General features: G+C 38.0%; 27 protein-coding genes. 3 read left to right on the top strand and 24 right to left on the bottom strand.

The features are described 5' to 3' along the window. The first annotated feature begins 74 nt into the window (after window positions 1–74). Together CRO15_RS01065 and CRO15_RS01060 are read left to right on the top strand one after the other, a co-directional pair. A complete protein-coding gene (locus CRO15_RS01065) occupies window positions 75–917 on the top strand; it encodes a pseudouridine synthase (RefSeq protein ID WP_097043877.1) in 843 nt (280 codons plus the stop codon). A gap of 6 nt (window positions 918–923) precedes the next feature. Continuing rightward, a complete protein-coding gene (locus tag CRO15_RS01060; RefSeq protein WP_097043876.1) occupies window positions 924–1,343 on the top strand; it encodes a hypothetical protein in 420 nt (139 codons plus the stop codon). A gap of 114 nt (window positions 1,344–1,457) precedes the next feature. Here the strand turns inward: CRO15_RS01060 and CRO15_RS01055 are convergent, their stop codons facing one another. The 23 genes from CRO15_RS01055 to CRO15_RS00945 form a co-directional block, all read right to left on the bottom strand. Continuing rightward, a complete protein-coding gene (locus CRO15_RS01055) occupies window positions 1,458–2,060 on the bottom strand; it encodes a hypothetical protein (RefSeq protein ID WP_097043875.1) in 603 nt (200 codons plus the stop codon). 116 nt (window positions 2,061–2,176) lie between these two features. Continuing rightward, window positions 2,177–3,049, bottom strand: a complete 873-nt coding sequence (locus tag CRO15_RS01050; RefSeq protein ID WP_097043874.1) for a helix-turn-helix transcriptional regulator — start codon at window positions 3,047–3,049, stop codon at window positions 2,177–2,179. Window positions 3,050–3,209: 160 nt separating this feature from the next. Then, window positions 3,210–3,638 (bottom strand): VOC family protein, encoded by a 429-nt coding sequence (locus CRO15_RS01045; protein WP_097043873.1) that lies wholly within the window; start codon window positions 3,636–3,638, stop codon window positions 3,210–3,212. Between the two features lie 114 nt (window positions 3,639–3,752). Beyond that, a complete protein-coding gene (locus CRO15_RS01040; RefSeq protein WP_097043872.1) occupies window positions 3,753–4,685 on the bottom strand; it encodes a LuxR C-terminal-related transcriptional regulator in 933 nt (310 codons plus the stop codon). A 220-nt stretch (window positions 4,686–4,905) separates the two neighbouring features. Then, window positions 4,906–5,421 carry a cupin domain-containing protein gene (locus CRO15_RS01035; protein WP_097043871.1) on the bottom strand — a complete coding sequence of 172 codons (516 nt, stop codon included), beginning with the start codon at window positions 5,419–5,421 and terminating at the stop codon, window positions 4,906–4,908. A 4-nt stretch (window positions 5,422–5,425) separates the two neighbouring features. Next, on the bottom strand, window positions 5,426–6,037 hold the full coding sequence (locus CRO15_RS01030) for an FMN-dependent NADH-azoreductase (RefSeq protein WP_097043870.1): 612 nt from the start codon (window positions 6,035–6,037) through the stop codon (window positions 5,426–5,428). 58 nt (window positions 6,038–6,095) lie between these two features. Beyond that, window positions 6,096–6,926: a sigma-70 family RNA polymerase sigma factor gene (locus CRO15_RS01025; RefSeq protein ID WP_097043869.1), complete on the bottom strand. Its 831-nt coding sequence runs from the start codon at window positions 6,924–6,926 to the stop codon at window positions 6,096–6,098. Between the two features lie 92 nt (window positions 6,927–7,018). After that, the gene (locus CRO15_RS01020) at window positions 7,019–7,477 is read right to left on the bottom strand and encodes a GNAT family N-acetyltransferase (RefSeq protein WP_097043868.1); all 459 of its coding nucleotides are present in this window, start codon (window positions 7,475–7,477) and stop codon (window positions 7,019–7,021) included. Between the two features lie 150 nt (window positions 7,478–7,627). Further along, window positions 7,628–8,914 (bottom strand): argininosuccinate lyase, encoded by a 1,287-nt coding sequence (argH, locus tag CRO15_RS01015; protein ID WP_097043867.1) that lies wholly within the window; start codon window positions 8,912–8,914, stop codon window positions 7,628–7,630. A 5-nt stretch (window positions 8,915–8,919) separates the two neighbouring features. Continuing rightward, the gene (locus CRO15_RS01010; protein ID WP_097043866.1) at window positions 8,920–9,321 is read right to left on the bottom strand and encodes an ACT domain-containing protein; all 402 of its coding nucleotides are present in this window, start codon (window positions 9,319–9,321) and stop codon (window positions 8,920–8,922) included. A gap of 7 nt (window positions 9,322–9,328) precedes the next feature. Beyond that, window positions 9,329–10,405: a M20 family metallo-hydrolase gene (locus tag CRO15_RS01005; RefSeq protein WP_207763783.1), complete on the bottom strand. Its 1,077-nt coding sequence runs from the start codon at window positions 10,403–10,405 to the stop codon at window positions 9,329–9,331. Then, window positions 10,402–11,181 carry an acetylglutamate kinase gene (gene argB / locus CRO15_RS01000; protein WP_097043865.1) on the bottom strand — a complete coding sequence of 260 codons (780 nt, stop codon included), beginning with the start codon at window positions 11,179–11,181 and terminating at the stop codon, window positions 10,402–10,404. The genes CRO15_RS01005 and argB overlap by 4 nt, the downstream gene beginning before the upstream one ends. A 1-nt stretch (window position 11,182) precedes the next feature. Next, window positions 11,183–11,929 carry an SDR family NAD(P)-dependent oxidoreductase gene (locus CRO15_RS00995; protein ID WP_097043864.1) on the bottom strand — a complete coding sequence of 249 codons (747 nt, stop codon included), beginning with the start codon at window positions 11,927–11,929 and terminating at the stop codon, window positions 11,183–11,185. Window positions 11,930–11,939: 10 nt separating this feature from the next. Further along, window positions 11,940–12,878, bottom strand: coding sequence for a Rossmann-fold NAD(P)-binding domain-containing protein (locus tag CRO15_RS00990; protein WP_097043863.1), 939 nt, complete (start codon window positions 12,876–12,878; stop codon window positions 11,940–11,942). Next, window positions 12,875–13,639 carry a glutamate 5-kinase gene (gene proB / locus CRO15_RS00985; RefSeq protein WP_097044800.1) on the bottom strand — a complete coding sequence of 255 codons (765 nt, stop codon included), beginning with the start codon at window positions 13,637–13,639 and terminating at the stop codon, window positions 12,875–12,877. Before proB ends, CRO15_RS00990 begins: the two co-directional genes overlap by 4 nt. Window position 13,640: 1 nt before the next feature. Then, window positions 13,641–14,837 carry a glutamate-5-semialdehyde dehydrogenase gene (locus CRO15_RS00980; RefSeq protein ID WP_097043862.1) on the bottom strand — a complete coding sequence of 399 codons (1,197 nt, stop codon included), beginning with the start codon at window positions 14,835–14,837 and terminating at the stop codon, window positions 13,641–13,643. Then, window positions 14,834–15,961, bottom strand: coding sequence for an aspartate aminotransferase family protein (locus tag CRO15_RS00975; protein ID WP_097043861.1), 1,128 nt, complete (start codon window positions 15,959–15,961; stop codon window positions 14,834–14,836). Before CRO15_RS00975 ends, CRO15_RS00980 begins: the two co-directional genes overlap by 4 nt. 34 nt (window positions 15,962–15,995) lie before the next feature. After that, on the bottom strand, window positions 15,996–16,790 hold the full coding sequence (gene proC / locus CRO15_RS00970) for a pyrroline-5-carboxylate reductase (protein ID WP_097043860.1): 795 nt from the start codon (window positions 16,788–16,790) through the stop codon (window positions 15,996–15,998). A gap of 82 nt (window positions 16,791–16,872) precedes the next feature. Further along, window positions 16,873–17,847: an N-acetyl-gamma-glutamyl-phosphate reductase gene (gene argC / locus CRO15_RS00965; protein ID WP_097043859.1), complete on the bottom strand. Its 975-nt coding sequence runs from the start codon at window positions 17,845–17,847 to the stop codon at window positions 16,873–16,875. A 125-nt stretch (window positions 17,848–17,972) separates the two neighbouring features. Next, a complete protein-coding gene (locus CRO15_RS00960; protein WP_097043858.1) occupies window positions 17,973–19,160 on the bottom strand; it encodes an argininosuccinate synthase in 1,188 nt (395 codons plus the stop codon). Further along, complete coding sequence (locus CRO15_RS00955) at window positions 19,157–19,771, bottom strand: GNAT family N-acetyltransferase (protein ID WP_097043857.1); 615 nt, start codon at window positions 19,769–19,771, stop codon at window positions 19,157–19,159. Before CRO15_RS00955 ends, CRO15_RS00960 begins: the two co-directional genes overlap by 4 nt. A 212-nt stretch (window positions 19,772–19,983) precedes the next feature. After that, window positions 19,984–21,348, bottom strand: coding sequence for an MptA/MptB family glycosyltransferase (locus tag CRO15_RS00950; RefSeq protein WP_097043856.1), 1,365 nt, complete (start codon window positions 21,346–21,348; stop codon window positions 19,984–19,986). Between the two features lie 126 nt (window positions 21,349–21,474). Beyond that, window positions 21,475–21,933, bottom strand: coding sequence for a GyrI-like domain-containing protein (locus CRO15_RS00945; RefSeq protein WP_097043855.1), 459 nt, complete (start codon window positions 21,931–21,933; stop codon window positions 21,475–21,477). Window positions 21,934–22,362: 429 nt separating this feature from the next. On the opposite strand from CRO15_RS00945, the gene CRO15_RS00940 reads away from it, so the two are divergent. Next, window positions 22,363–23,283, top strand: a complete 921-nt coding sequence (locus tag CRO15_RS00940) for a bifunctional helix-turn-helix transcriptional regulator/GNAT family N-acetyltransferase (protein WP_097043854.1) — start codon at window positions 22,363–22,365, stop codon at window positions 23,281–23,283. A 242-nt stretch (window positions 23,284–23,525) separates the two neighbouring features. On the opposite strand, the gene CRO15_RS00935 is transcribed toward CRO15_RS00940, so the two are convergent. Continuing rightward, entirely contained in the window at window positions 23,526–24,248 is a 723-nt protein-coding gene (locus tag CRO15_RS00935) for a helix-turn-helix transcriptional regulator (protein ID WP_097043853.1), read from the bottom strand. Between the last annotated feature and the right edge of the window lie 14 nt (window positions 24,249–24,262).

Raw genomic sequence — 24,262 nt, 5'->3', positions numbered from 1 at the left:
ATGCCATGCAAATGATTGTTCGCAAGACGTTTGGGGAAGTAAAAAGCCCTATTTTTGCAAAAAATTTATGACTGATGGCGAAATCAGACTATAACAAAGGTAGAAAGCCTTCTGGAAACTCTCAAAAACGAAATCCAAAGAAACCATTCTCTAAAAAAGAAGGATTTCGAAAAAAACCTCAAAAGCCTGTAAGGAACTCAAACCTCGATGAAATTCGGTTAAATCGCTATGTGGCCAATGCCGGAATCTGTTCCCGAAGGGAAGCGGACACCTACATAGCTGCAGGGAGTGTATCTGTAAACGGAAAGGTGATTACCGAAATGGGATACAAAGTAAAATTGACCGATGATGTCCGTTTTGATGGGAGAAAACTTAATCCAGAGAAAAAAGAGTACATACTGTTGAACAAGCCGAAGAACTTTATCACAACCACCCACGACGAAAAGGGACGGCGAACGGTAATGGAGCTTGTTTCCAGCGCTTCAAAATCACGTTTATTGCCTGTGGGCCGTTTGGACCGTAATACTACTGGACTGCTTTTGTTTACCAACGATGGAGATCTGACCAAAAAACTTACGCATCCCACACATGGAGTTCGCAAGATTTATCATGTGCATTTGGATAAGAATTTGGTTCTTTCTGACCTGCGCAAAATTGAAGAAGGATTGGAGCTTGAGGACGGACCGGTAAAAGTAGACGATGTTAGCTACATTCAAGGTTCTCCCAAAAAGGAGGTTGGCATTGAGATACATAGTGGCCGCAACCGCATTGTACGCCGTACTTTTGAACATTTGGGCTATAATGTAACCAAGTTGGATAGGGTGATTTTTGCAGGATTGACCAAAAAAGACCTGCCACGTGGCCACTGGCGGCATTTAACCGAACAGGAAGTGGTAAATTTAAAGATGATTAAATAACCTGCATTGAAAAGTATAAGCGAAAAACCACATATTGTTTTTTTGATATTTGGCGTAATACTTATTGCTCTTCAGGTCTATTTTATGCTTTTTTCTCCTGATTCAACTTTGGATATCAATGTTCACGATACTTATTTTGTAATAGCCTTTGCCCATTTCTTTAATGTATTTGGTGCTTGGTATATTCTATGTGGTTTTGGGTATAGGATGCTCAATCTTTTCAAGATAGAATTTACCAAATGGATGGTATGGACTCATTTGACTTTCAGTTTGCTATCTATATTGGGATTTGTACTTAGTTGGACAGAATTGACTCCTGAACTTGAGAGTTTTTGGTTCCTTGGATTGATATTTTTTGCATTGGGCCAAATTATCTACTTCCTAAACATTTTAATTTCAACCATCAAAAAAACAAGATTGGGATAGATGGTTTATCCAGTCCATTCATCAAAAGCAGACACCTTTCTTGTAGCTGTACTTTAACATGTTTGCAATGACATTATGAAAGGCGGGTTCTTATTTTTACAGGTTGATGGCCAATCAAAACTCAAATCCTATAAAAAAGAAAATATTGTTGTCAAAAGTGTTGTTTTTAATAGTGGTGTCACCCAATTCAGTTTTTTTGATTGGATTAAAGGGTGTCCTCATTGGAAATGAAAGAGTGTAATAGAGTCCCTCCACACCAAAAATATTGGTTTCTCGGTAACTAATAGCCAAACCAATGGTTGCAGAGTCTTTTTTAAGCTTTTCATCAAGAATGGTATGGTTGTATTCATTTCTGTACCATCCTATAGAAGGACTTAGGTAAAGTCCGTTCCAAACAACAGGAAAGTCATAAAAGGATTCAAACCCAAAAAACTTCCCTTCAACGTTATCTCCATCTACCACTACTGCGAATTTTGATGATAAATGTTCTTCGGACATCTTCACATTCATGTGGGCCAATCTGATCATATGATTGTTGTTGAACCGAAGCCCTATCTCACCAGAATAGGAATTGAAATCATTAAATGCGGCCTGGCCCAGTTCATAAGCTATAAAAGCGTGTGTTTTTTTATTTTCTACTATGGTATCATCTTGTGCAAAGCCAATGTATCCCAAAAGTGTAAGTGCAAATGTAAATGTGAATTTCTTTTTGATCATGATCGAAGTAATTTATACAGTGCAAGTATATGGATCTGATCAGACCAAAATCGTCATACTATAGTATGGTTGTTGGGATGTTGTTCAATCTCATACAAAAGTACGAGGAGATATAATCAATTCATCAGCATTACTATCAGTTCATGCTTATTCTTTACCTTGAGTTTTTTGTACATGTTGGAGGTATGGGTCTTTACTGTAGGAAGCGAGATGAACAACTCTTCTGAAATCTGTTTGTAGGTCTTTCCTTTGGTTAACAGTTTGGCTATTTCTTTCTCCCTTTCGGTCAAGAAAAAATTTTTAAAATGTTGTTCATTTGGTGACACATTGGATTTGAGAATGGAAAGGCGTTGTAGATCGTCCCATATTTTATTGGCAGAAATAAGAATAAAAACCAAGGGCAACGTAAATCCTACTTTTAAAGTTTGACCAACTTCAGAATTAATAAAGTTAATAAACAGGGATAATGGAACCACTAATAAAAATATAAGTGCAAAAATTCGTTCCAGTTTTTCAATGTGTTGCAGTCTCTTCTGAGGTTTGGTAACCCTGATCAATACCATAGAAGCTATAACAGAAACCCCTAAAAATAAGGATGCCGCATATTGCAGGTAGTCTAGCGTGTTTGTAAAAAATCCTATAATGGTTGCCACAAACAATATCGCAGCAATAGAATAAAGGACTTTTTTCCAAAAGGAGGATAAATTATGCCGTCGTTCTGCCATTACATTCAAGGGTGTTGCCAAGCCCACCAAAACCATGGCCAACAATATAAAAACATCGGTAGGTTCGTTGGGGTTTGGATTGTCCCTTATTACTTTTTCAGCGGTTTCAGCAGTTGATGAGATGATTAACAGCAGTAGCGAAAACATTAATGCGATGGTCTCCCAGGTTTCAATATTCTTTTTAAGACAAAGTATGCCTAAAAATATGGAGATGCTTAGCAAGGTATAAGCAATGACCAATAATATCATTTCTACAACAATCATTTTTCAGGATACACTATAACAATTAAAAGATGGTTCGTTTTATTTGATAATGATGACCTGGTGAAGATCGGGATTTTTAACGACTTTACTTATGAGGTTATTAGCGCCAAATAACCAAAAAAGTGACTGAGCATCTCAAAAATGTTAAAATGAACTGCTTTTATATCTGTGTTTTGTAGCTGTTTTTTTTCTCGGGCACCTCACTAAGATATTGCACAAACTCGTACTGGTTTCCGTCGGCATCGGCAAAATAGTCCCTGATTCTAAATTGTTCCACTTCTTTTGGAAAATCACGTTTGTACCCATTTTTAAGAAGATTGTTGGCTATTTTCTGAACATCGGGAACAACAAACCCAATATGATTTATTCCAATCTTGTCGTAGTTTTTGTCAATTGTTAAATTGCTATACTTAGCCTGATTGATAGCGATATAAGTGTCATCATCACCTAGGTGAACCCATTCTCTTGTGCCATTTCCGCCGCCCCTAATCTTAAAGTGAGGGAAAGCAGTTCTGAAGAATCTTATTGCTTCCTGTAAATCGTTTACCGTAATATTGGCGTGCTCCAAATAGATATGCTTTGTGCCCATAAGTTTTTGTTTTTTATTTGATTACAAAGATGGAACCTGAAATTGGAGTGTAAAACCAACCTTGGTACAGAAAGCCATCTGTACTTTAGTACAGGTTATAGCTTCTCCAAATGATTAGATGCTAAAAAGCCCCCGTTTTAATCCAATATCCACGGCTTCTGTTCTGTTGTCCGCATGAAGTTTGGACAGGATTGCAGTGACGTGAAATTTTACGGTACGTTCGGTGATGTACAGTTGTTTTCCTATACTTTCGTTGGTGAGCCCTTGTTTTATGAGTGCCAATACTTCCAGTTCACGACTTGTCAGTGGCATTTCAGGGTAGTTGAACTTCCTTGATTTAGCACTAGGTTTTTTACCTGGCTCTGTTTCCTCCAATACAATGGTCAAATGCTTTTGAAGGTCTAAGGTTGTTTTAAGGGCTTCTATCACTTTATTCCTATCGGCATTTTCAAGGGAAGAGATAATGGCATCCATTTTTGGAACAAAAACCCGTTTTAGCACATTGCGTATGCTTGTGTCCGATTCTGCACTTTCATGGCCATAAGATTGTTGTAATCGGGTGCGTTGAATGGCTGTTCCCACCAATTCACTAATGGTGTTAAGAATGGTCAGCTCTTTTTCGGTTAATTTGCGGGTTTCGTTGCTCAATAAATTAATGAGTCCCACTTTTTGTTTATTGATAATAATGGGAATGGTTGCATGGAACTTGAGGTCTTCGGTACCCAAACCAATATCCTTTAATCTCGTACAGGCAATCTCACTAATGTTCATGGCCTGATCCATGTCATCTGCCAAGTATTGTTTTATGCAATAGCACCCGCCCGATAATCGTTCGGGATGATTACTGAGGGCTGGAGGCAAATTATGGGAGGCTGCCAAATATACTGACTTGTTATCCGGCTCCGTAAGCCAGACCCAACCCGTTTCCAGATTAAGGATTTCTACCATCTTCTCCAAAGATTTGCGAAGCGCAGAATGCAAAGAAAACTCCTTGTTCAAATTGCTGGCTATCTCGTAGAGATGGGAATAATAATCGGTATCGTTCATTACCGAAAGCTAAGAATAAATTGGAAATTATTGCAGAGAGGCATTTTTCCCATTGATCACGACATATGTCAATGCAATAAGTACAGAGAGAGCAAAGAAAAAATAGGGGGGCGATTTGTGGCTGCACTTATCGGTTTATGATCTAACTTAAAATAGAAATCTAACTTTGAATAAAGCGCTAAAATTGCTACTATTTATGTGCGTAGTTGTCTCTGGTTTTTTATTCCCTTATAGGTATCATATTAGAAGTGTCTATCGGAAAACTATCATACTTGTTATATAGTTTTAAATATTTCTCTGGGTCAATAGGAACTTCATTTAAGGTTTCGTACAAACCTTTAAAAAAGCCTTCTCGTTTTTGAGAGGGATTGAAAATTAAAATCAATTTAACAGTTTTGTCAGTATCATTTTTAAATCCGTGAGGGGTAAATCTAGGAATATAAGTCACCGTTCCAGGTTTGGCTTCGTATTCCTTGTCTCCAACTTGCATGGTTAAAATGCCTTCATTCACAATAAAAGTTTCATCCATAAATCGGTGATAGTGTAATTTTGCCCCAATAGCCATTGGAGGAAGAAAAATTTCATATACACCCAATTGGTCATTAGACATTTCACTAGTAACCTTAAATGTAATTGAAATAGTGTTTAGTTCTAACTTCTCACCTTCGTTTGGATTAATTATTGATGCATTATCCTCTAATTTGTCTTCAAAAAAATTTTCTTTAATATGATTCATCGTTTTATTTTTTGAATGATTGGTCAATGTCGTTTCGTAATGCAAGTTTGTTATGTTCTATAACTTTACTGTCACTTGCTCCTTCCAGTGAAAACAATCTTCGTGTTTCTATTCCCATATGCCCTAAAATGGCTTTTAGGTAAGGCTCTTGGAAATCATATTGTTCCATTGGTGTACCTTTATATACACCTCCTTTTGCAGTTATTAAGTATGCAATTTTATTTTTCAATAAACCGTAATAACCACTTTCATTGATGTTGAAGGTATGTCCAATTCTCACTATTTGGTCAACATATGCTTTGAGGTTTGAAGGAACGTTTAAATTGTATAATGGACTGTTTATCAAGATTTCATTAACTGATTTTAATTCTGCAATTAGTTTATCCGATAAGACAGTAGCCTCTTTTATTTCTGGAGTGCAGTATTCGTTGGGAGTATAAAATCCCTCAATTGTGTTGTTATGAATATGTGGCGGCGGCTCTTTGGCTAGATCTCTACGAATTACTATTCCATCAGGATTTACAATTGTCCATTTTTTTTCGAAGTAATCGGCTAGCTCCCTTGAGTGTGAACCAGAAATTCTGGAACTACAATCTATTCTTAATAACTTTTTCATCTATTGATATTTTATGTTCAATAGAATGACAAAGTCAAAAGAAAAAACGTGACATACTTTAGGGTGAAAGTGATTTCAGTTTTTTTGGGTCAACTATGGAATAAATACTTCTAATTTTCATCTCTTCAATTTCAAAAACCTGACAATTGTATAAAATCCCCTTTTGGAAGAATAGGATGGCGGGTTGGTGATTTACATAGCTAATCATAAATTCCATCCCAGATAAAAAGGTCTTATGCACATAAAGTAGTAGTTTAGATGTATTGGTAATGCCAGTTGTTAACTCTCTTACTACTTTAATACTTTCCCCTCCATCGGCAGCCAATAGTATGTCTTTTGACAATAACTTTTCCAAAGCAGTTATATCTCCATTCTGCATCACTTTTATGTAACTTTTCAAATGTGATTTGTCTTTATTAGGTGATTTGTTTTCCTCATTTCTATACTTGGCCAGTTTCGTTTTAGCTCTACTTAGTAGTTTTCTAGAGTTTTCAAGAGTAGAACTTATGGTCTCTGCAATTTCCTTATGAGAATAATCAAATGCCTCCTTTAAAATAAAAACGGCTCGTTCTTTTGCCGATAATTTTTCAAGAAGAACGAGTATTGAATACGATAATATTTCTTCTTTGTTGATATTTTGGTCTGCATTCTCCGTTGAAATAGGTTCTGGCAGCCAAATGCTATCTACTGATATTGTTTTCTTCTTCTTTTTTACGCTAATCGATTGGTTGATTACCGATTTGGTTAAATATCCAATTTCATTCTTGATATGATGCTTTTCAATTGAAAGGTATCTTATCAAAATATCTTGTATAGTGTCTTTTGCATCTTCAGACGAACCAAGTATATTGTATGCGTATGGAAATAATATGTCATGATAATTTTTCAAATCTGAATATTAAGTTCTATGGGTATGACAATTTGAACCATAAAAACGTGACATTTTGATTAGAAACAACGCTTAAGATTTTAATGCCCTATCTATTTTTTAAAATGTAGTTTCATTCCTTCATGGGTAGCTTCAAACCCAAGCTTTTGATAAAACCTTAAGGCTTCCGGTCTTTTCTTATCGGTTGTTAACTGCATTAAATGTGCTTTTCGTGCTTTTGCTCTTTCAATTGCCCAAACAAACATTTTTTCTCCAATCCCTTTCCCTCTTTGATCTTCTCTAATCCTAACCGCTTCTATTTGGGCCCTGATTCCGCCTTGATATGTTAAATACTGTATAAATGATAGTTGCATGTTTCCAATTAGCTCTCCTTCATCATTTTCCACTACGATCAATTCTTGATTTTGATCTTTATCAATGTTTTCAAAAGCTGAATAATATGTTTCAGGCAACGGGTCTTTGAAGATTTCCCTTAACTTTCCAAACTTGTCATTTGCTATCATTTTTACGATATCATGCACATCTTCTTTAGTTGCTTTCCGAAATTTCATAGTAAGAGTATACTTTTTGTTTGAAGTTAACCAAAAGTGAAATTCATGGTCTTTGTCATCAAATCAATTCCAATTAAAAGTGTGTCACACGAATGGTGAATAGCATAATAACCGCTTTGTCTGCGTGTTTCTTCTTTTACGGTATAACGATTATGCCCCTTGTGTTTTTTCCATTTTGTTTCGGATTTCTTCCAAACACAAATTCCCTAAACTACCTTCATGGGTATGGTCAATATCCTTTTTAGGAGTAAAGGTTCCTTTTTCAATATCCTTGCCCATGGATTTGTATGCATCTCTAAATGGCATGCCATTTTTTACAAGTTCATTCAAGGTGTCCACGCTAAACAAATAATCATATTTAGGGTCATCCAGAATTTTGGTATTGACCTTGATTTCCTTCAAGCTGAAAACCATCATTTCCAAACAGGCTTTGATATCTTGAATGGCGGGTACAATAATTTCTTTCACCAATTGCAAATCTCGGTGGTATCCGCTAGGTAAATTATTAGTAATCAATGTCAATTGGCTGGGCACAGCTTGAATTTTGTTGCACTTAGCTCGAATCAGTTCAAAAACATCAGGATTTTTCTTGTGCGGCATAATACTGCTCCCTGTGGTCAGCTCATCGGGAAACGAGATAAAGTCAAAATTTTGCCCCATGTACAAACAGATGTCCATGGCCAATTTGGATAGTGTGGCCGCAATATTGGAAATCCCAAAGGCAGTTGCCTTTTCCACCTTTCCGCGACCCATTTGGGCAGCTACCACATTATATTTTAAAGTCTCAAAGCCCATTTCATGTGTGGTGAAGTTTCTATCTATTGGAAACGAACTGCCATAGCCTGCAGCACTCCCCAACGGGTTTTGGTCTGCAATTTTATGAGCGGCCTCTACAAAGTATAGATCGTCAATCAAACTTTCGGCGTAAGCAGAAAACCATAATCCAAATGAGGAAGGCATGGCAATCTGTAAATGGGTATAACCGGGAAGCAATACTTTTTTATACTTTTCAGCCAATTGCAACAGGAGATCAAAAAGTGTTTTCACCTCATTTTGAATCTCTGACAATTCATTTTTAAGGTACAGTTGCATGGCTACCAAGACTTGGTCATTTCTAGAACGTGCTGTATGGATTTTTTTTCCGGTATCACCCAATTTTTCTGTGAGCAAAAACTCAATTTTGGAATGCATGTCCTCAAAATCATCTTCAATGGTAAAGACTCCATCCTCAATACAATGGGCAATTTTATCTAATTCCTTAATTAGTTTTTTGGTCTCATTTTCGGTAATTAATCCAACCTTGCCCAGCATTTGAGCATGACTTTTTGATGCAATGACGTCATATTTTGCCAAAAGCAAATCTAACTCCCGATCATTGCCTACTGTAAAATGATCTATTTTTTTATCGGTGCTAAAACCTTTGTCCCAGAGTTTCATTTTTTTTAATTGTTTTGATTTGTCAATTGTTGTAAAACTTTCATAGCCCTATTGGCATCCTGTTTATCCACGAAAATATGGTCGTGGTAATATGCAGCCACCACATTACAACTGATTTTTTCTTTGGCCAAGGCATTTGAAACGGCAGCGGTAAGGCCTACAGATTCCAAAGAAGAATGCACATCTAATGTAATGCAGGAGGCCATGTAGTTGTACTCTAGACTTAAGCTATCTGCTATTTCCTTTTTTAGAATCAATGTTATTCCCTCTTTTTCCCTAAATATTGCATGAACAAGATCTAGGTCAAATTGAAAGGAATCATCTACACTGGCAAAAACGAAGTCTCCTTCACAAAGAACGGGCTGTAACTTTGACAATAAAATTTTTAGATTGGTTTCTCCTGGCATGGGCGTATTATTTCTGAGTTAAGAATCCTGAAAGGATTTTGATATATAGATCTATTCCCTCTTTGATTTCAGCTACAAATATAAATTCGTTAGCCGAGTGGGAGCGGGGGCTATGCCCTGGTCCCAATTTTACTGATTGACAGCTTAATGCAGCTTGATCTGAAAGGGTGGGTGAGCCATAGGTTTTTCTTCCCAAAATAAGACCGCTTTTCACCAAATCATGATTGGCGTCAATGGCAGATGAGTTTAATCTAAGGGAACGTGGTGTCATTTTACAGGGAGCTTCTTTTTGAAGGAAGTCTGCGATTTCTTTGTTAGAATAACAATCGTTTACCCTAACATCGATCACCAAATCCACTTTTGCTGGTACAACATTATGTTGATTTCCCGCATTAATCTGGGTAACTGTCAATTTTACTTCACCCAAAGTGTCGGATATTTTTTCGAAGGAGCAATTTTTGAACCAGTTCAACACTTCAATGGTGTTGTAAATGGAATTATTGTCATTAGGATGTGCTGCATGGGAAGGAGTACCTTCCACTGTTGCATCGAATACGACCAATCCTTTTTCAGCAATGGCCAAATCCATAAGGGTGGGTTCCCCTACCACGGCCACATCAATTTTTGGAAGGATGGGAATTAGGGCCCGTAGACTCTTTTCCCCTGCATTTTCTTCTTCCGCTGTAGCTGCCATAATAATATTGTGGCTTAGATTTTTCTGCTCATAAAAGTGAACAAAAGTTGCTAATAAGGAAACCAAACATCCACCGGCATCATTACTTCCGAGACCATATAGTTTTCCATCCTCTATATGGGGATTAAAAGGGTCTTTTGTATAAGCTGCATTAGGTTTTACAGTGTCGTGATGTGAATTTAGTAGAAGTGTAGGTTTACTTTCATCAAAATATTTATTGAAAGCATAAACATTGTTGAACTGTCGTTGCGTTTCAACCCCAAAATCAGTCAGCCAAATTTGTATGACATCACCCGTTTTGTCCTCCTCCCCAGAAAAGGAAGGAATAGCGATCAACTGTTGCAGCAGTTCAATAGCTTTTTGGGTCAGTAGTTCTTGTTCAATTTTCATAGCGTTAAGGTCGTAAAATTTGATGTTGTCTGCTGTAACATTTCACTGTCACCAATACAAACTTGTTTTACATTGTTTTCAAGGGCATGGAAACAATTGTGCATTTTGGGAAGCATTCCATCAGCAATGATTCCATTAGCCAAAAGGGATTTGTAGGTTTCTGAATTGATATGTTGGATTACGGAATTTTCATCTTCAATATTTCGCAATACACCCTTCTTTTCAAAACAATAATACAGCGTAGTCTCAAATTCTGATGATAGTCCTATAGCCAGTTCAGAAGCAATAGTATCTGCATTCGTATTGAACAATTGTCCTTTTCCGTCATGGGTGAGGGCGCAAAAAACTGGAGTGAAACCTGCTTGCAATAGTTTTGAAATCCCTTTTGAATTTACACTATCCACATCACCGACCCATCCAAAATCAATCTCTTTTATAGGTCTTTTGCGGGCATGAATGGCATTGGCATCTGCCCCGCTCATTCCCAAGGCATTGCATTCCAATGCTTGCAATTGAGCAGTGATTTTCTTGCTGACCAATCCTCCGTAGACCATAATGGCCACATCCAAACTTTCGGCATCAGTAATCCTTCGTCCGTTGACCATTTTGGATGTAATGCCCAATTTGTTTCCAATTTGGGTGGCCTTTTTACCACCACCATGTACCAATATTTTGTGTCCGTCTATTTTGGAGAATAACCCAAGCAAGTGGGACAGACTCTTTGGGTCCTCTATGATGTTACCTCCTATTTTTACTATGGAAAGCTTTTCTTTCATTTTACGCATTTAGTATTCCACCATCAATGGTCATGGCCGTTCCAGTAATCCATGACGAATCATCTGAAATCAGAAAAAGAGCCAATTTTGCAATGTCCTCTGGAGTGCCCAATCGTTGTAGTAAAGTTGCTTTTGTAGCATTTTCTACCGCTTCTTCAGGGTTTGGAAATGCTTTTGCGGAATCCCATATCAGAGGCGTATCTACAGGGCCTGGACAAATTGCGTTTACCCTGATTTTTGGAGCATATTCAACGGCCATTTGTTTCATCAAAGCTATGCTTGCGCCTTTTGAGGCACAATAAGCCGGATGATTGGGGAAACTTTTAAAAGCAGCTATGGATGCATTGATAAGGATGTTGCCCTGTTCACTTTTTTGAAGATGTGGAATGGCATATTTTGACAAATAGAAAATGGAACTTAGGTTAACATCTAAAGTGTTGTGCCAATCGGAAACCGAAAGGTCAACTACATTGCCCAATCCTAAAATCCCTGCATTCAAGGATAGTACGTCAAGTTTCCCAAACTCGTCAATGGCTGTTTTGACCAATTTTTCATTGTATTCGAGTTTGGAAACATCTCCCGCAACAAAGACAGCACCTTTGAGTGCTTTCACCAAGGCATTGCCTCTTTGAAGATTACGTCCGGAAAGAACAAGTTTTGCACCTTCAGCGTGCAACATTTCCGCAATGCTCTTTCCCATACCACTTGTGGCACCGGTAACAATACAGACTTGGTCTTTTAGTTTCATTTTTCTTAGGTTATAGATTTTCCAATATCTTTTTTAACACAATTTGCGCAGAAAAAGTCCTGTTATTGGCCTGTTCAATCACTAACGATTGGTTTCCGTCCAAAACGGCATCTTCAACCACTACGTTTCGCCTAACTGGCAGGCAATGCATAAACTTAGCATTTCCTAGCTTTTGCGCCGTCATCATCCAATTGGAATCTTGCACCAATACTTTTCCATAATCGGTATAACTGCTCCAATTTTTAACATAAACAAAATCCGCATTTTCCAAGGCCTTTTCTTGGTCATGTTCAATTTTGCATCCTTTGGTGATTTCGGGGTTCAATTCGTACCCTTTTGGATGGGTAATGACAAAATCAGCGTCTTGCAGTTGCATCATTTTAACAAATGAATTTCCTACCGCATGCGGTAAAGCTTTGGGATGTGGGGCCCATGATAAAACCACCTTCGGTTTGTTTTGTGAGTTGTTTTCTTCCAAAGTTATGGCGTCAGCCAAAGCCTGCAAAGGGTGTGCCGTTGAACTTTCCATGTTCACAATGGGGATTGAAGTATATTTGGCGAAGCCGTTCAAAACCTCCTCTGCCTCATCTTTAGTTTTGTCTTCCAATTTGGCAAAGGCTCTAATGGCTACAATATCACAAAACTGGGAAACTACTTGTGCAGCCTCTTTTATATGCTCCGATGTTCCTTGATCCATAATGGTGCCATCTCCATATTCCAGTGCCCATCCTTCACTTCCAAAATTCATGACCATCACATCCATGCCCAAGTTCATGGCAGCTTTTTGGGTGCTCAACCGAGTTCTTAATGAATTGTTGAAGAATAAGAGACAAATAGTTTTTTCCGTACCTAGCGAAAGATGCTTTTTAGGCACTCTTTTGAGTGCTCTGGCCTCGGCTACCCATTCAGATAGATTGTCTATATCGTTTATGGAGAGGTAGTGTTTCATGACTTGATTTTTGTATAGTTTGTGGAATTCTGAAGTGAATCTTGGATGAAATTCTCATTCAGACCATTCACGATCCAAGTTTCAATTCCTGCATTTTTGGCAATGGTGGCAGCCTCTATTTTAGACTGCATTCCTCCGGTTCCGTGGGAGGATTTACCATTATCGATTTCTTTGACCAGATTTTGAAGATTATTTACAGCTTCAATGGTTTTTGGCCGGTTGTTTTCCAAGGATTCCTTGGTATAGATCCCGTTGGTGTTGGTTGCAATCAGTAGTAAATCTGCATCCAACAAAGCAGCTGTTAACGCAGCCAACTTGTCGTTATCACCAAATTTGATTTCGTCCGTTGCAACAGTATCATTTTCATTGATGATGGGGATGAAATTATTCGCAACCAAAACGTTAATGGTGTTTTTAATGTTGACTTTTGAATTTGCATTTTCAAAATCGGAATAAGAAAGCAAGCATTGTGAGGTAAGCAATCCCAATTCCCTAAAGTTTTCCTGGAAAATCCGCATTAAATGGGGTTGACCAATGGCAGCCAATGCTTGCTTCACATTGATTTCTGGGCCGGGATGTTCCAATTTCACAAACTGTTTTGCTGCTGCAATCGCCCCAGAGCTTACAATAATAAATTCATATTCATTAGAAAGCTGTGCGATCTGTCTGCCAATATCTTCCACCTTTCCTCTGGAAATCTGATTGGTTTCCTTGGTCAAGGTGTTTGAGCCTATTTTTAACAATATTCGTTTCTTCTTCATCCTATCTAGTTTGACCATTTCCGATTACATACCATTTATTGCTTACCAAATGTTGAAGACCAATTGGTCCCCTTTGGTGCAATTTATCTGTACTGATGGCAAGCTCTCCTCCCAAACCAAACTGACCTCCGTCCGTGAATCGGGTTGAAGCGTTGTGATAAACAGCAGCTGAATCCACAGATTGCATAAACGTGGTTGCCGTTTCATTGTTTGCTGTGATAATAGCAGCAGAATGTCCACCACTATACCGATTTATTTTATTGATTGCTTCAGTCAAGTCAGATACCTGTCCAAGGACAATTTTGTAGTCCAAAAATTCCTCATGCCAAACAGAATCATCTTGGATTTCACTGGTTTCTGATAAACTGGACAAGGGTTTGTCCGTTAAAATTTTAACCTTGCTCTTTTGGAGTTTTTGAGCCAATTGTGTCAAAAATTCTTGTTTTCTAGGTAAATCTGCTGCTATTAATACCTTGTCCAAAGCATTACAGGCTGATATTTTAGTGGTTTTTGCATTTAGGATTACATCCAATGCAATTTCCAGATCAGCCTCAGCATCTACATACAAGAAGTTGTTCCCACGACCACTTACAATTACAGGACAGGTGGCATGCTGTTTCACAAACGCAATGAGTTTTTCTCCTCCTCTGGGTACAATCAAATCGATTTTTTGGGAAGGGTTTTCCAAAAAGCTTTGTGTTTGAGCTCTATCAAATTCCAAATAAGTGACCCAATCTTTTGAGCAGTTGTGTTCTTCCAGTGCGTTGTGCCACAATTCTACTAAGATCAAATTACTGTTAAGTGATTCTTTGCCACCCTTAAGTAATATTTTGTTCCCAGATTTGAATGCAATTCCGGAAGCTTCAATGGTCACGTCAGGTCTGGATTCATAAATAATCAAAATAGTGCCAAAAGGTGCTGTTTTGTTACTGATATGAATACCATTTTCATGGGTAAATTGAAAGCGTTCCACACCTAAAGGGTCTTGTTGCGAAGCAAGTTGGCCAAGTGACAAGGCCATTCCATCGATTTTGGAGGCATCAACTTTTAAACGATCTCCCATGGCCAAATCTTCCCCTGAATAATTGTCAAGGTCATTTTTATTGGCCTCTAAAATTTTGGATTCTTCTAACTTCACCAATTGTGACATAGTGGTCAAAACAGCATTTCGTTTTTCTATAGATAATACCAAACTCATTGTAATTCTGATTTTAGTGCTTCAAAAAATAGGTCGATATGTTCTTTTGTGATGTTCAATGCAGGCAAAACTCTGAGCAGGCGTTTATTTTTTGCACCTCCTGAGAACAACTTTTGATTGAAAATCAAACTTTTCCGAAGGTCTCCAACTTCAAAATCAAACTCCAATCCTAACATCAATCCTCTTCCCTTAACTTGTTTTACTTGGGAGATTCCTGAAGCCTTTTCTTTAAAATAGATTCCAAGAGCATCAGCGTTGGAGATTAGATTTTCATTTTCCAACACTTCCAAAACTGCCAAAGTTGCAGCGCATGCCAAATGATTTCCACCAAAGGTGGTGCCTAAAAGTCCGTAGGATGCTTTGAATGATTCATGAATGAGTATACCACCTACTGGAAAACCATTGCCCATACCTTTGGCCATGGAAATAATGTCTGGTTGTATGTTGTGATGTTGAAAGGCAAAGAATTTTCCACTTCTACCAAATCCACACTGAATCTCGTCCGCGATAAGAACAATCCCTTTTTCTTTGGATTTTTCCGCCACAAATTGAATAAACTCGGTTGTAGGTTCATCCAAACCGCCAATACCTTGAATGGTTTCTAGGATTACGGCACAATGATCGTCAGATTGAATAGCACTTTCAAAAGCTTCAAAATCGTTCAACTCTAAAAAACTTACCTCTTGCTGAAGGTTGATGGGAGCATTTATCGATTGGTTGTCAGTTACGGCGACAGCTGCAGAGGTTCTCCCATGAAAACCATTTTTAAAGGCAATGACCTTGGATTTTCCAGTATGAAAAGAAGCCAATTTTAAGGCATTTTCGTTGGCCTCGGCACCCGAATTGCACATAAAAAGATTATAATCCTCACATTGGGACAATTCTCCCAGTTTTTCTGCTAACTCATGTTGCAATGGATTTTGGATAGAGTTGCTATAGAACCCGATTTTGTCCAGTTGATTCTTAAGTCGATTCACGTAATACGGATGGGAGTGACCAATTGAGATTACCGCATGACCTCCGTAAAAATCAAGATATGTTGAGCCTTCATCATCTGTTACCTCAATGCCCTTTGCGGAAACCGGAGTTACATTGTAAAGTGGATATACGTCAAATAGTTTCATGGTTTTATGTGCTGTCTCGAATGCTGTCACGAGATTATCCTTTTCTGATTTTACTTATTTTTTCAAACGAGGTCACTATACCTCGAATTAGTGATGAGCTTAGTCCTTGGTGTTCCATCTCGTTCAACCCTTCAATGGTGCACCCTTTGGGTGTAGTCACACGATCAATCTCTTCTTCTGGATGGTTTCCGGATTCAATTAACAGGCTGGCGGCCCCATTACAAGTATGCATGGCCAACTCTTGTGCTTCCTTGGCATCAAACCCTAATTGAATGGCACCTTGGGTCGTGGCACGAATCAAGCGCATCCAGAAAGCGATACCACTAGCACAAATAACGGTTGCCGCTTGCATCTGCTCCTCAGGTATTTCCAAGGTATGACCCATTCTGTTGAAAATGGCCTTGGCCAGATCAATTCGTTTTTTACCCAATTCATTGCTGCAGATACAAGTCATGGAATTACCCACCGAAATAGCGGTATTGGGCATGCTACGGACAATATGTTTGTCGGCACCAATGATTTCTTCAATTTTTGAGATACTAAAACCTGTTATGGTGCTGATGATAACATGGTTTTCGGTCAAAAGATCTTTCATTTCTTCTAAAATTGAACTGAAATGACCAGGTTGAACTGCAAAAATCAAAGTGTCCGAATTTTGGATGGCCTCTTTGTTGTCTGATGTGACGGTGACATTACCGTATTTTTCAAAATCTTTGATTTCCGATGTATTTCTTTTGGTAAGGTACATGGTGGTGGCTCCATTGCTGTGCAAAACTCCCTTTGCAATGGACAATCCCAAATTTCCCGCTCCTATGATTGCTATTTTCATGGTTTTCTTTTTGGTCGCCTCGAGCGCAGTCGAGAGGTGTTTGATTTATTTTTAGATCTCGACTGCGCTCGACCTGACATTTTTAAAATACCCCCGCTTTTAGTTGAAGTCCTGTTGTTTCTTCTAATCCAAACATTAGATTCATATTCTGGACAGCTTGTCCTGAAGCTCCTTTTAATAAATTATCGATGGCTGAGGTCACCAATAAAGTATCCTCATGTTTATGCAAATGCACATGGCATTGGTTGGTGTTCACTACTTGTTTTAAGTGGATAGGTTCATCCGAAACATGTGTAAAGACATCATCCTTGTAAAAATCCTGATACAATTGCTGGACATCTTCTAAACTGCCGTCAAACTGGGTATAACTGGTCGCCAGAATTCCTCTCGTGAAATTTCCTCTGTTGGGCAGGAAGTACAATTTTCCAGTTTTGGTTCCATAGGAATCCAAGCTTTCTCCAATCTCACCCAAATGCTGATGGGTAAAAGGTTTGTACCATGAAACATTGTTGTTCCGCCAACTGAAATGGGAGGTGGATGAAAGTCCAACTCCTGCTCCTGTACTCCCCGTTACTGCATTGATGTGCACCTGATTTTGCAGCAAACCAGCTTTAGCCAAAGGAAGCAATCCCAATTGAATAGTGGTGGCAAAACATCCAGGGTTAGCAATATTTTCTGCCTGTTCAATACTTTCCTTACTCAACTCGGGAAGACCATAAACAAATGTTTTTCCTTGAAAAGTGGCATCAGCTTTCAATCTAAACTCATTACTTAGATCAACAATCTTGGTTGTCTGATCAAAAGCGTTTTCCTTTAAAAACTTTGACGAATTGCCGTGACCCAAGCATAGGAACGCCACATCTACACTGGAATTTACCTCGCCAGTGAACTCCAAATTCGTAACACCAAGCAAATCTGGATGAGCCGACGTAATGGGTTTTCCAGCCCTGGTAGTACTGAACACAAAATCAATTTCCGCTTCAGGGTGGTTAAGGAGCAATCGAATCAATTCGCCTCCTGTGTAACCAGACCCTCCTATAATTCCTACTTTTATCATAATTTTCTTTTTGTCATTCCCACGAAGGTGGGAATCTTATCAATTAGGTCTCGTCAGCTCCTTCGACAGCACTTCGACAAGCTCAGTGTGACACAGCTCAGGATGACAGCTCGACCTGACATTGCTTACAAGTTTTGATTTACATGGTTGGCAATTTTTCCAGGGTTAGACAGGATTTTGATAAATCCTTTGGCGTCATCCGCGGTCCAACCTTTGTTCATTTCCCCATAACTTCCGAAAGAAGCATTCATCAAATCATGGGGAGAAGAAACTCCGTTCAATTCAAATCGATAGGGGTGAAGTGAAAGGAAAACATCTCCTGTGACATTCTTTTGAGTATCTGTCAAAAAGGCTTCAATATTTCGCATTACTTCATCCAAATAATTTCCTTCATGCAAGAGCATTCCATAGAAATTTCCCAATTGCTCTTTCTGGTATTGCTGCCATTTGCTTAGCGTATGCTTTTCCAATAAGTGGTGTGCTTTAATAATGATAAGCGGAGCGGCGGCCTCAAAACCAACTCTTCCTTTGATGCCAATTATGGTATCGCCCACATGGATGTCCCTGCCAATGGCATATTTTGAAGCTATGGTTTCCAATTTTTCGATGTTTTGCACAGGGTTTCCCTCTTCTCCATCAACTGCAACCAATTCCCCCTGTTTAAAACTGAGTTTTAATTCCTTTGAAAACTCTTTTTCCAATTGGCTGGGGTAAGCTGTATCGGGTAGAGGTAGATGCGATGTCAAAGTTTCATCTCCACCTACTGATGTTCCCCATAAACCTCTGTTAATAGAATATTTTGCTTTTTCCCACGGGTAATCCACTCCATTTTTTTGCAAGTATTCAATTTCTTCTTCCCTTGCCAACTTGTTATCTCTAATTGGGGTGATAATCTCAATTTCAGGAGCCATGATCTGAAAGATCATATCAAATCGGACCTGATCATTACCGGCACCAGTGCTTCCGTGGGCAATATACTTGGCTCCTAATTTTTTGGCGTGATTTACAATTTCAATGGCCTGAACAATTCGTTCGGCGCTTACAGAAAGTGGATACGTATTGTTTTTGAGTACATTTCCGAAGATGAGGTACTTCACCACTTTTTCGTAAAACGTTGAAACAGCATCAATGGAGGTATACGTTGTAGCACCCAGAGCCAGTGCCTTTTGGTGGATGGATTGAATTTCTTCTTTGGAGAAGCCTCCGGTATTCACACTTACGGCATGAACTTCAAAGTCTTCTTCTTGGGAAAGATATTTGGCGCAGTAAGAGGTGTCCAAACCACCGCTATAGGCTAAAACTAATTTTTTCATTTTTTATTCTTTTTTAGGAAAAGTGATTGTTTGATTCGCTTTAATCTTTTAAAAGCTTTTCCATTCAATCTTTTTGATTCGGTTTTTGATGTGTCTGGGTCATATAGCATTCCTGTGCAGAGACACATATTTCTTTCAGTCCGGGTGAGGATATCAAAATTCTTACAGGTTTGACAGCCTTTCCAAAATTCTGGGTCATCTGTCAGTTCAGAAAAGGTGACAGGTTTGTAGCCAAGCGCATAATTCATTTTCATTACGGCGAGTCCTGTTGTGATTCCAAAAATTTTGGCATCTGGAAATTTTTGCCTTGAAAGTTCAAAAATGGACTTCTTGATTTTTTTTGCAAGCCCTTGGTTTCTATAATCAGGGTGTACGATCAATCCTGAATTGGCTACAAAATTCTTGTTTCCCCAAACTTCTATGTAACAGAATCCAGCAAACTTTTCACCATCTAGGGCTATTACGGCATTGCCGTTTTGTAGACGTTTCATGATATATTCTGGCGAACGTTGGGCAATACCGGTACCACGCACCTTGGCAGAGTCCGTTATGGTGTCGCTTATGATTTGAGCGTATTTATAATGTGATTCGTTAGCAATTACGATTTCCATTGCTATGGCGTTTTAAACTGATAAAAAAATTGAAAGCTGTATGGTTTTTTGCGGAAATGGACTCACCTATTTCCATAAGTCATGTGCACCCTTACGGGCGACGGCGACGAGCGAACGGACGTACTGGAGAGCTCAATGGAGTTAGTATGTAATCTTGTCCTTTCATTATGGGATAAATGTACAAATTAATTCCAGTGAGCGTGAAAATGGGGTTATTTTTTAAAGAAATGTAACTTTTTTTCGGCTTTATCCAGTATTTCATAAATCAAGAACCCAAAAACTAAGAGATACTCAATAGTGAGTAACCATAAATTTTCATCGTAATCAGCATTTGCATAGGCATAATAACTCAAAACAACTGCAATTGACCATACAACGGCATACTGATATCTTGTAAAAATACCCAATACCAAAAGGAACACAATGTACCATGGATGAACCGTGCTGGACAAAAAATAGTATCCGGAAAGGATAATGAACATTGAGGTAATTAAAATACTTAGGTTTTGATTTTTTCGAATAAAAGTGATGGCAAGTGTTGCTATGATCACCGAGATGGCAATAAGCTTACCATAAATCTTTACCAATTCCCATGGTTTGGCATCAAAAAATGTAACTCCAATTTGTTTTACAAGATTGTATATGCTGGCATTGAACTCAAAATTAGAGAACCAGAGCCCAACAGTTTCTGAATAATTGTTGATGAAAGCTGGGGAGTAGAATGGCAGTAGCATTAAAAGGCAAGTTCCTCCAACCAGAAAATAGAACATGAGGCTTTTTTTAAATCCGAAGTGTTTTAAAAACAGAGGTAAAAATAAAATGGGAACCAATTTGACCATTATGGAAAGGGAATAGATCGGTGCTGCCCAAGTCCATTTCTTTGCTGTGATCAAGTAGAGTGACCAGACAAAGAAAAAGAGCATTACACCTTCAAAATGCAAGTTTCCGGTCAATTCAATAATGACCAGCGGGTTCAAAAAGTACCAAAAGACCATGTGAGTGGAACGATTAAGGTGCCGAAGCAACTTTCTTCCAAAGTAAATGAGTCCAATATCTGCTAACATAATGATCAGGCGCATAATAATTATGGAACCTAGAATGCTTCCCCCGCTTCCAATAGTTGCTATTGAAAATAGCAGTTGGTTAATTGGAGGATAGTTGCTGAAATGCTTCGCACTTAAGTCACCCATGCCAGCAAATAGCTCATGTGCATTTGCTATTGGTAAGTTTTCTTGCTCAATAAGTTGATTGGGTGGATACAAATAGGGGTTTATTCCATTTTTAATAAGTTCGCCATCCCAAATGAACCTATAAAAATCTTGTGAAAGATTGGGTTCTGCCATTAGAAATATCAATCGAAACAGAATGCCAGAAACCATCAGGAACTTAAAGTTCCATTTTTGAAATTGAATGAGTTTGTAATGCAAAAAGAAAATGGCAATGAAGAGACCCAAAAGTTTTGGAAAGTCTTGTCTTGACAAATCATAGGCAAAACTTGAATAGAACAAAATGCTGGCCAGGACAAGAAGGATTGGGATTTTGTGAAGTTTCCAAAATTTTGTGATTTGAACAGGCATAGCTAATCAACATCTCTTAGGTATGCAAAAAGTATAAAAATATATTTTATTAGAACTATTTTAGGATCATAATATCCCGCTACCCATTGGGAAGGGTACAATGAGCAGCGGGAATTGTATTATATTTTACGCCGTGGCAATCAGTATTTCGGCTTCACCATTGGTTGGGTCTATGGCTTTTTCACCATATACTTCAATATCGGTGGTATAGGTTCTTTTTAAATCGGTTTTCCATACCTCCATCCAAGTATTGATTACCGCATCTTTGGTTAAATCTCCTTTGGCAATGAATTTGGTATAATTGGCTGCAGGAACCATTTTTACGGTCATGTCTTCAGGAATATTGTCTAGGCTGAACACATTACAACCAATTACCATGGTGTAAGGTTTTGTGTGATCTCCTTCGTAATCCGTGTAAATGGCATATAGGGTATCATCAATTTTGTTGGGAATTCTACTTGGTACATTTTCTGCCATAAATTTTTCCCAAAGTTGTGGAATCTCGCGGTCAGCTTTTCCAGGGGCGTTGGATGTTCTAATGGATAGGCCTACAATAGTTAATTTGTCTTTTTTTGTGCTTGTCATGATGTATGAATTTTAAGATTTGGACAAAAATAATGTGGAGCTATGACAAGGGTGTGTCAGGGGTGTTTGGGAATGATCAAACAGTATGTGGTACCAGTCAATTTGGCCTAGCTTTTTAAGTCAAAAACCTATAACTTCACTTATCGGCCGATATAGTTCATTAAAACGAACCATATCTTAACCGTTGTACTCAATTCCATATCAGGAGTTTTCATTCAATAACTTAATAGACATTTACAAATCCTCTAATGGATTAATTATGGGAATGAAGTGAGAATGGCCAACAATTTCTTTTAATCTAGTGAAATCATAATTGCTATAAAACTGATTCGATAGCTTAAAATACGGTTTTAGGTTTGCGAAGAGTAATAATTTTGCATATAGTTGACAAAAGCAACTATTTTTTTATCTTGCAAAGAAATATTAGATATGGACTACATCAGTCACTTTAGAAGCTTTAGTAGAATCTTTACCCAAAACATTGGAATATTGAATAATCAAGTATTGCTAAGCCCTTTGTCGCTAACCGAATCTCGTATCATTTACGAATTAGGAGGAAATAAATCCACTACCGCCAAATCATTATCCAATGAATTAAAAATAGATAAAGGTTATTTAAGCAGGATTTTAAAGGGATTAGAGAGTGAAAATTTTGTAACCTCTAAGACGTCAAAAACAGATAACCGGTCTAAAAAATTACTTCTGACCGATAAAGGTATTGACGCTTTTGAAAAATTGAACAAAGCATCTCAAAATCATATTGAACAACTTCTTGGAACTTTAAGTCATTATGAACAAAAAAAGTTGATATCCTCTTTGACACAAGCACAACAAATACTTGAAAAGAATGGACAATCATCAGCTCTTGACCAAATTAGCATCAGAAGTAATTTGGAGGTTGGAGATATGGGGTTTGTCATTCAATCACATGCCGAATTATTCCAAGAAGAGTATAATTATTCTATCCTTTTGGAAGAATACGTTGCCAAGGGAATGTTGGAAATATTCATACTTAAGAAGCCAAACAAAAACAAAGCATGGATTTGTGAACACAATGGCAATAGGATAGGATACTTATTCCTGGTCGATAGAGGAGAAACAGCACAACTTAGGTATTTTTTTTTAATGCCCGAATACCGAGGGATAGGTTTAGGTAAAAAGCTAATGGATTCTTTTATGAACTATTTATCAAGCGCTGGATTCAGTTCCTGTTACCTATGGACGACTAACGAACAGTTATCGGCTCAATCTCTATACCTTAAATATGGATTTCTTTTAAATGAGGAAAAAAGCTCTATGGTATTTGGCAAACCTGTAACAGAACAGAAATACCTCTGGACATACAATTAGATGACTTTTCCCTTCGGAATTTTTTTCAGATCAAATTAATCTAAAAATTGACTATTGGAAAGTTATGGGACTGGATAAAATTTAGAACAACTTTCCCAAAGAAGCAGATGAACAACTATAACGACAGAAGATAAAAACCGAGTACAACAATTTGTATAGCGCATGTGTGCCCTTTGGGATACAAACGCACCATGCAAGAGACGATAAGTGTCATCGTAAAACCTATACAAAAATTAGAAGGGTTATGACAAGGATGTGTCAGAGGTATCTTGATTGTATTTGCCGTAAGACTTATAATATTCTTCCAAAGTCATATTGTGGGATTCAAAATTTTGGGATGTACCCGTTATTTTTTGGATAAGGTCTATTCTAAACACCCTAAAAGCTTTCCGAAGCCTGCAGTAGGCAATAAGCAACCATTTTTCTTGAGTGCTATAAAGTGCAAAGGGCTCTATATCCCTATTGGTAAATTCTTGACCAATGGATAGGTAATCAATGTTCAACACCTCAAAATTGGTGATTGACGACTGAATACGCATGAGATAATCGCTGGTTTTATGATCGGAATAGTTATTGAAAAAATAGATGCGATCCGTAAGCAGGCTTGCTTTTTCTTTTTGGGAACCTTTTAAAAGTGCCTTTATTTTTAGGATGGCTTCGGAATAATGTTGTACAAAGGAAACATCTTTGTTTTTAAGGATAAGTTGTTCGGCAGTTATAAGGGCATTTGCCTCATCTTCTGTAAACATTACTGGAGGTAATTGGTAACCCTCCATCATGGAATACCCTTTACCTTCTTCTGTAACCACGGGAACTCCAGATTTTTCCAAAGTGCGTATATCCCTATAAATGGTTCGGATGCTCACATTATGTTTTTCCGCGAGCATTTTAGCCGTTACAATTGGTGAGGATTGTAGCTGGGTCAAAATAGCGGTAAGTCTTGAAAGTCTTGGTTTTTCTTCCATGAAAAGAATTGAAA

It is taken from the genome of Flagellimonas pacifica (assembly GCF_900215465.1).
GTDB lineage: Bacteria > Bacteroidota > Bacteroidia > Flavobacteriales > Flavobacteriaceae > Flagellimonas > Flagellimonas pacifica.
Note: the sequence above shows the minus strand (reverse complement) of the source record. Positions and strands in the feature narration are given on the sequence as shown.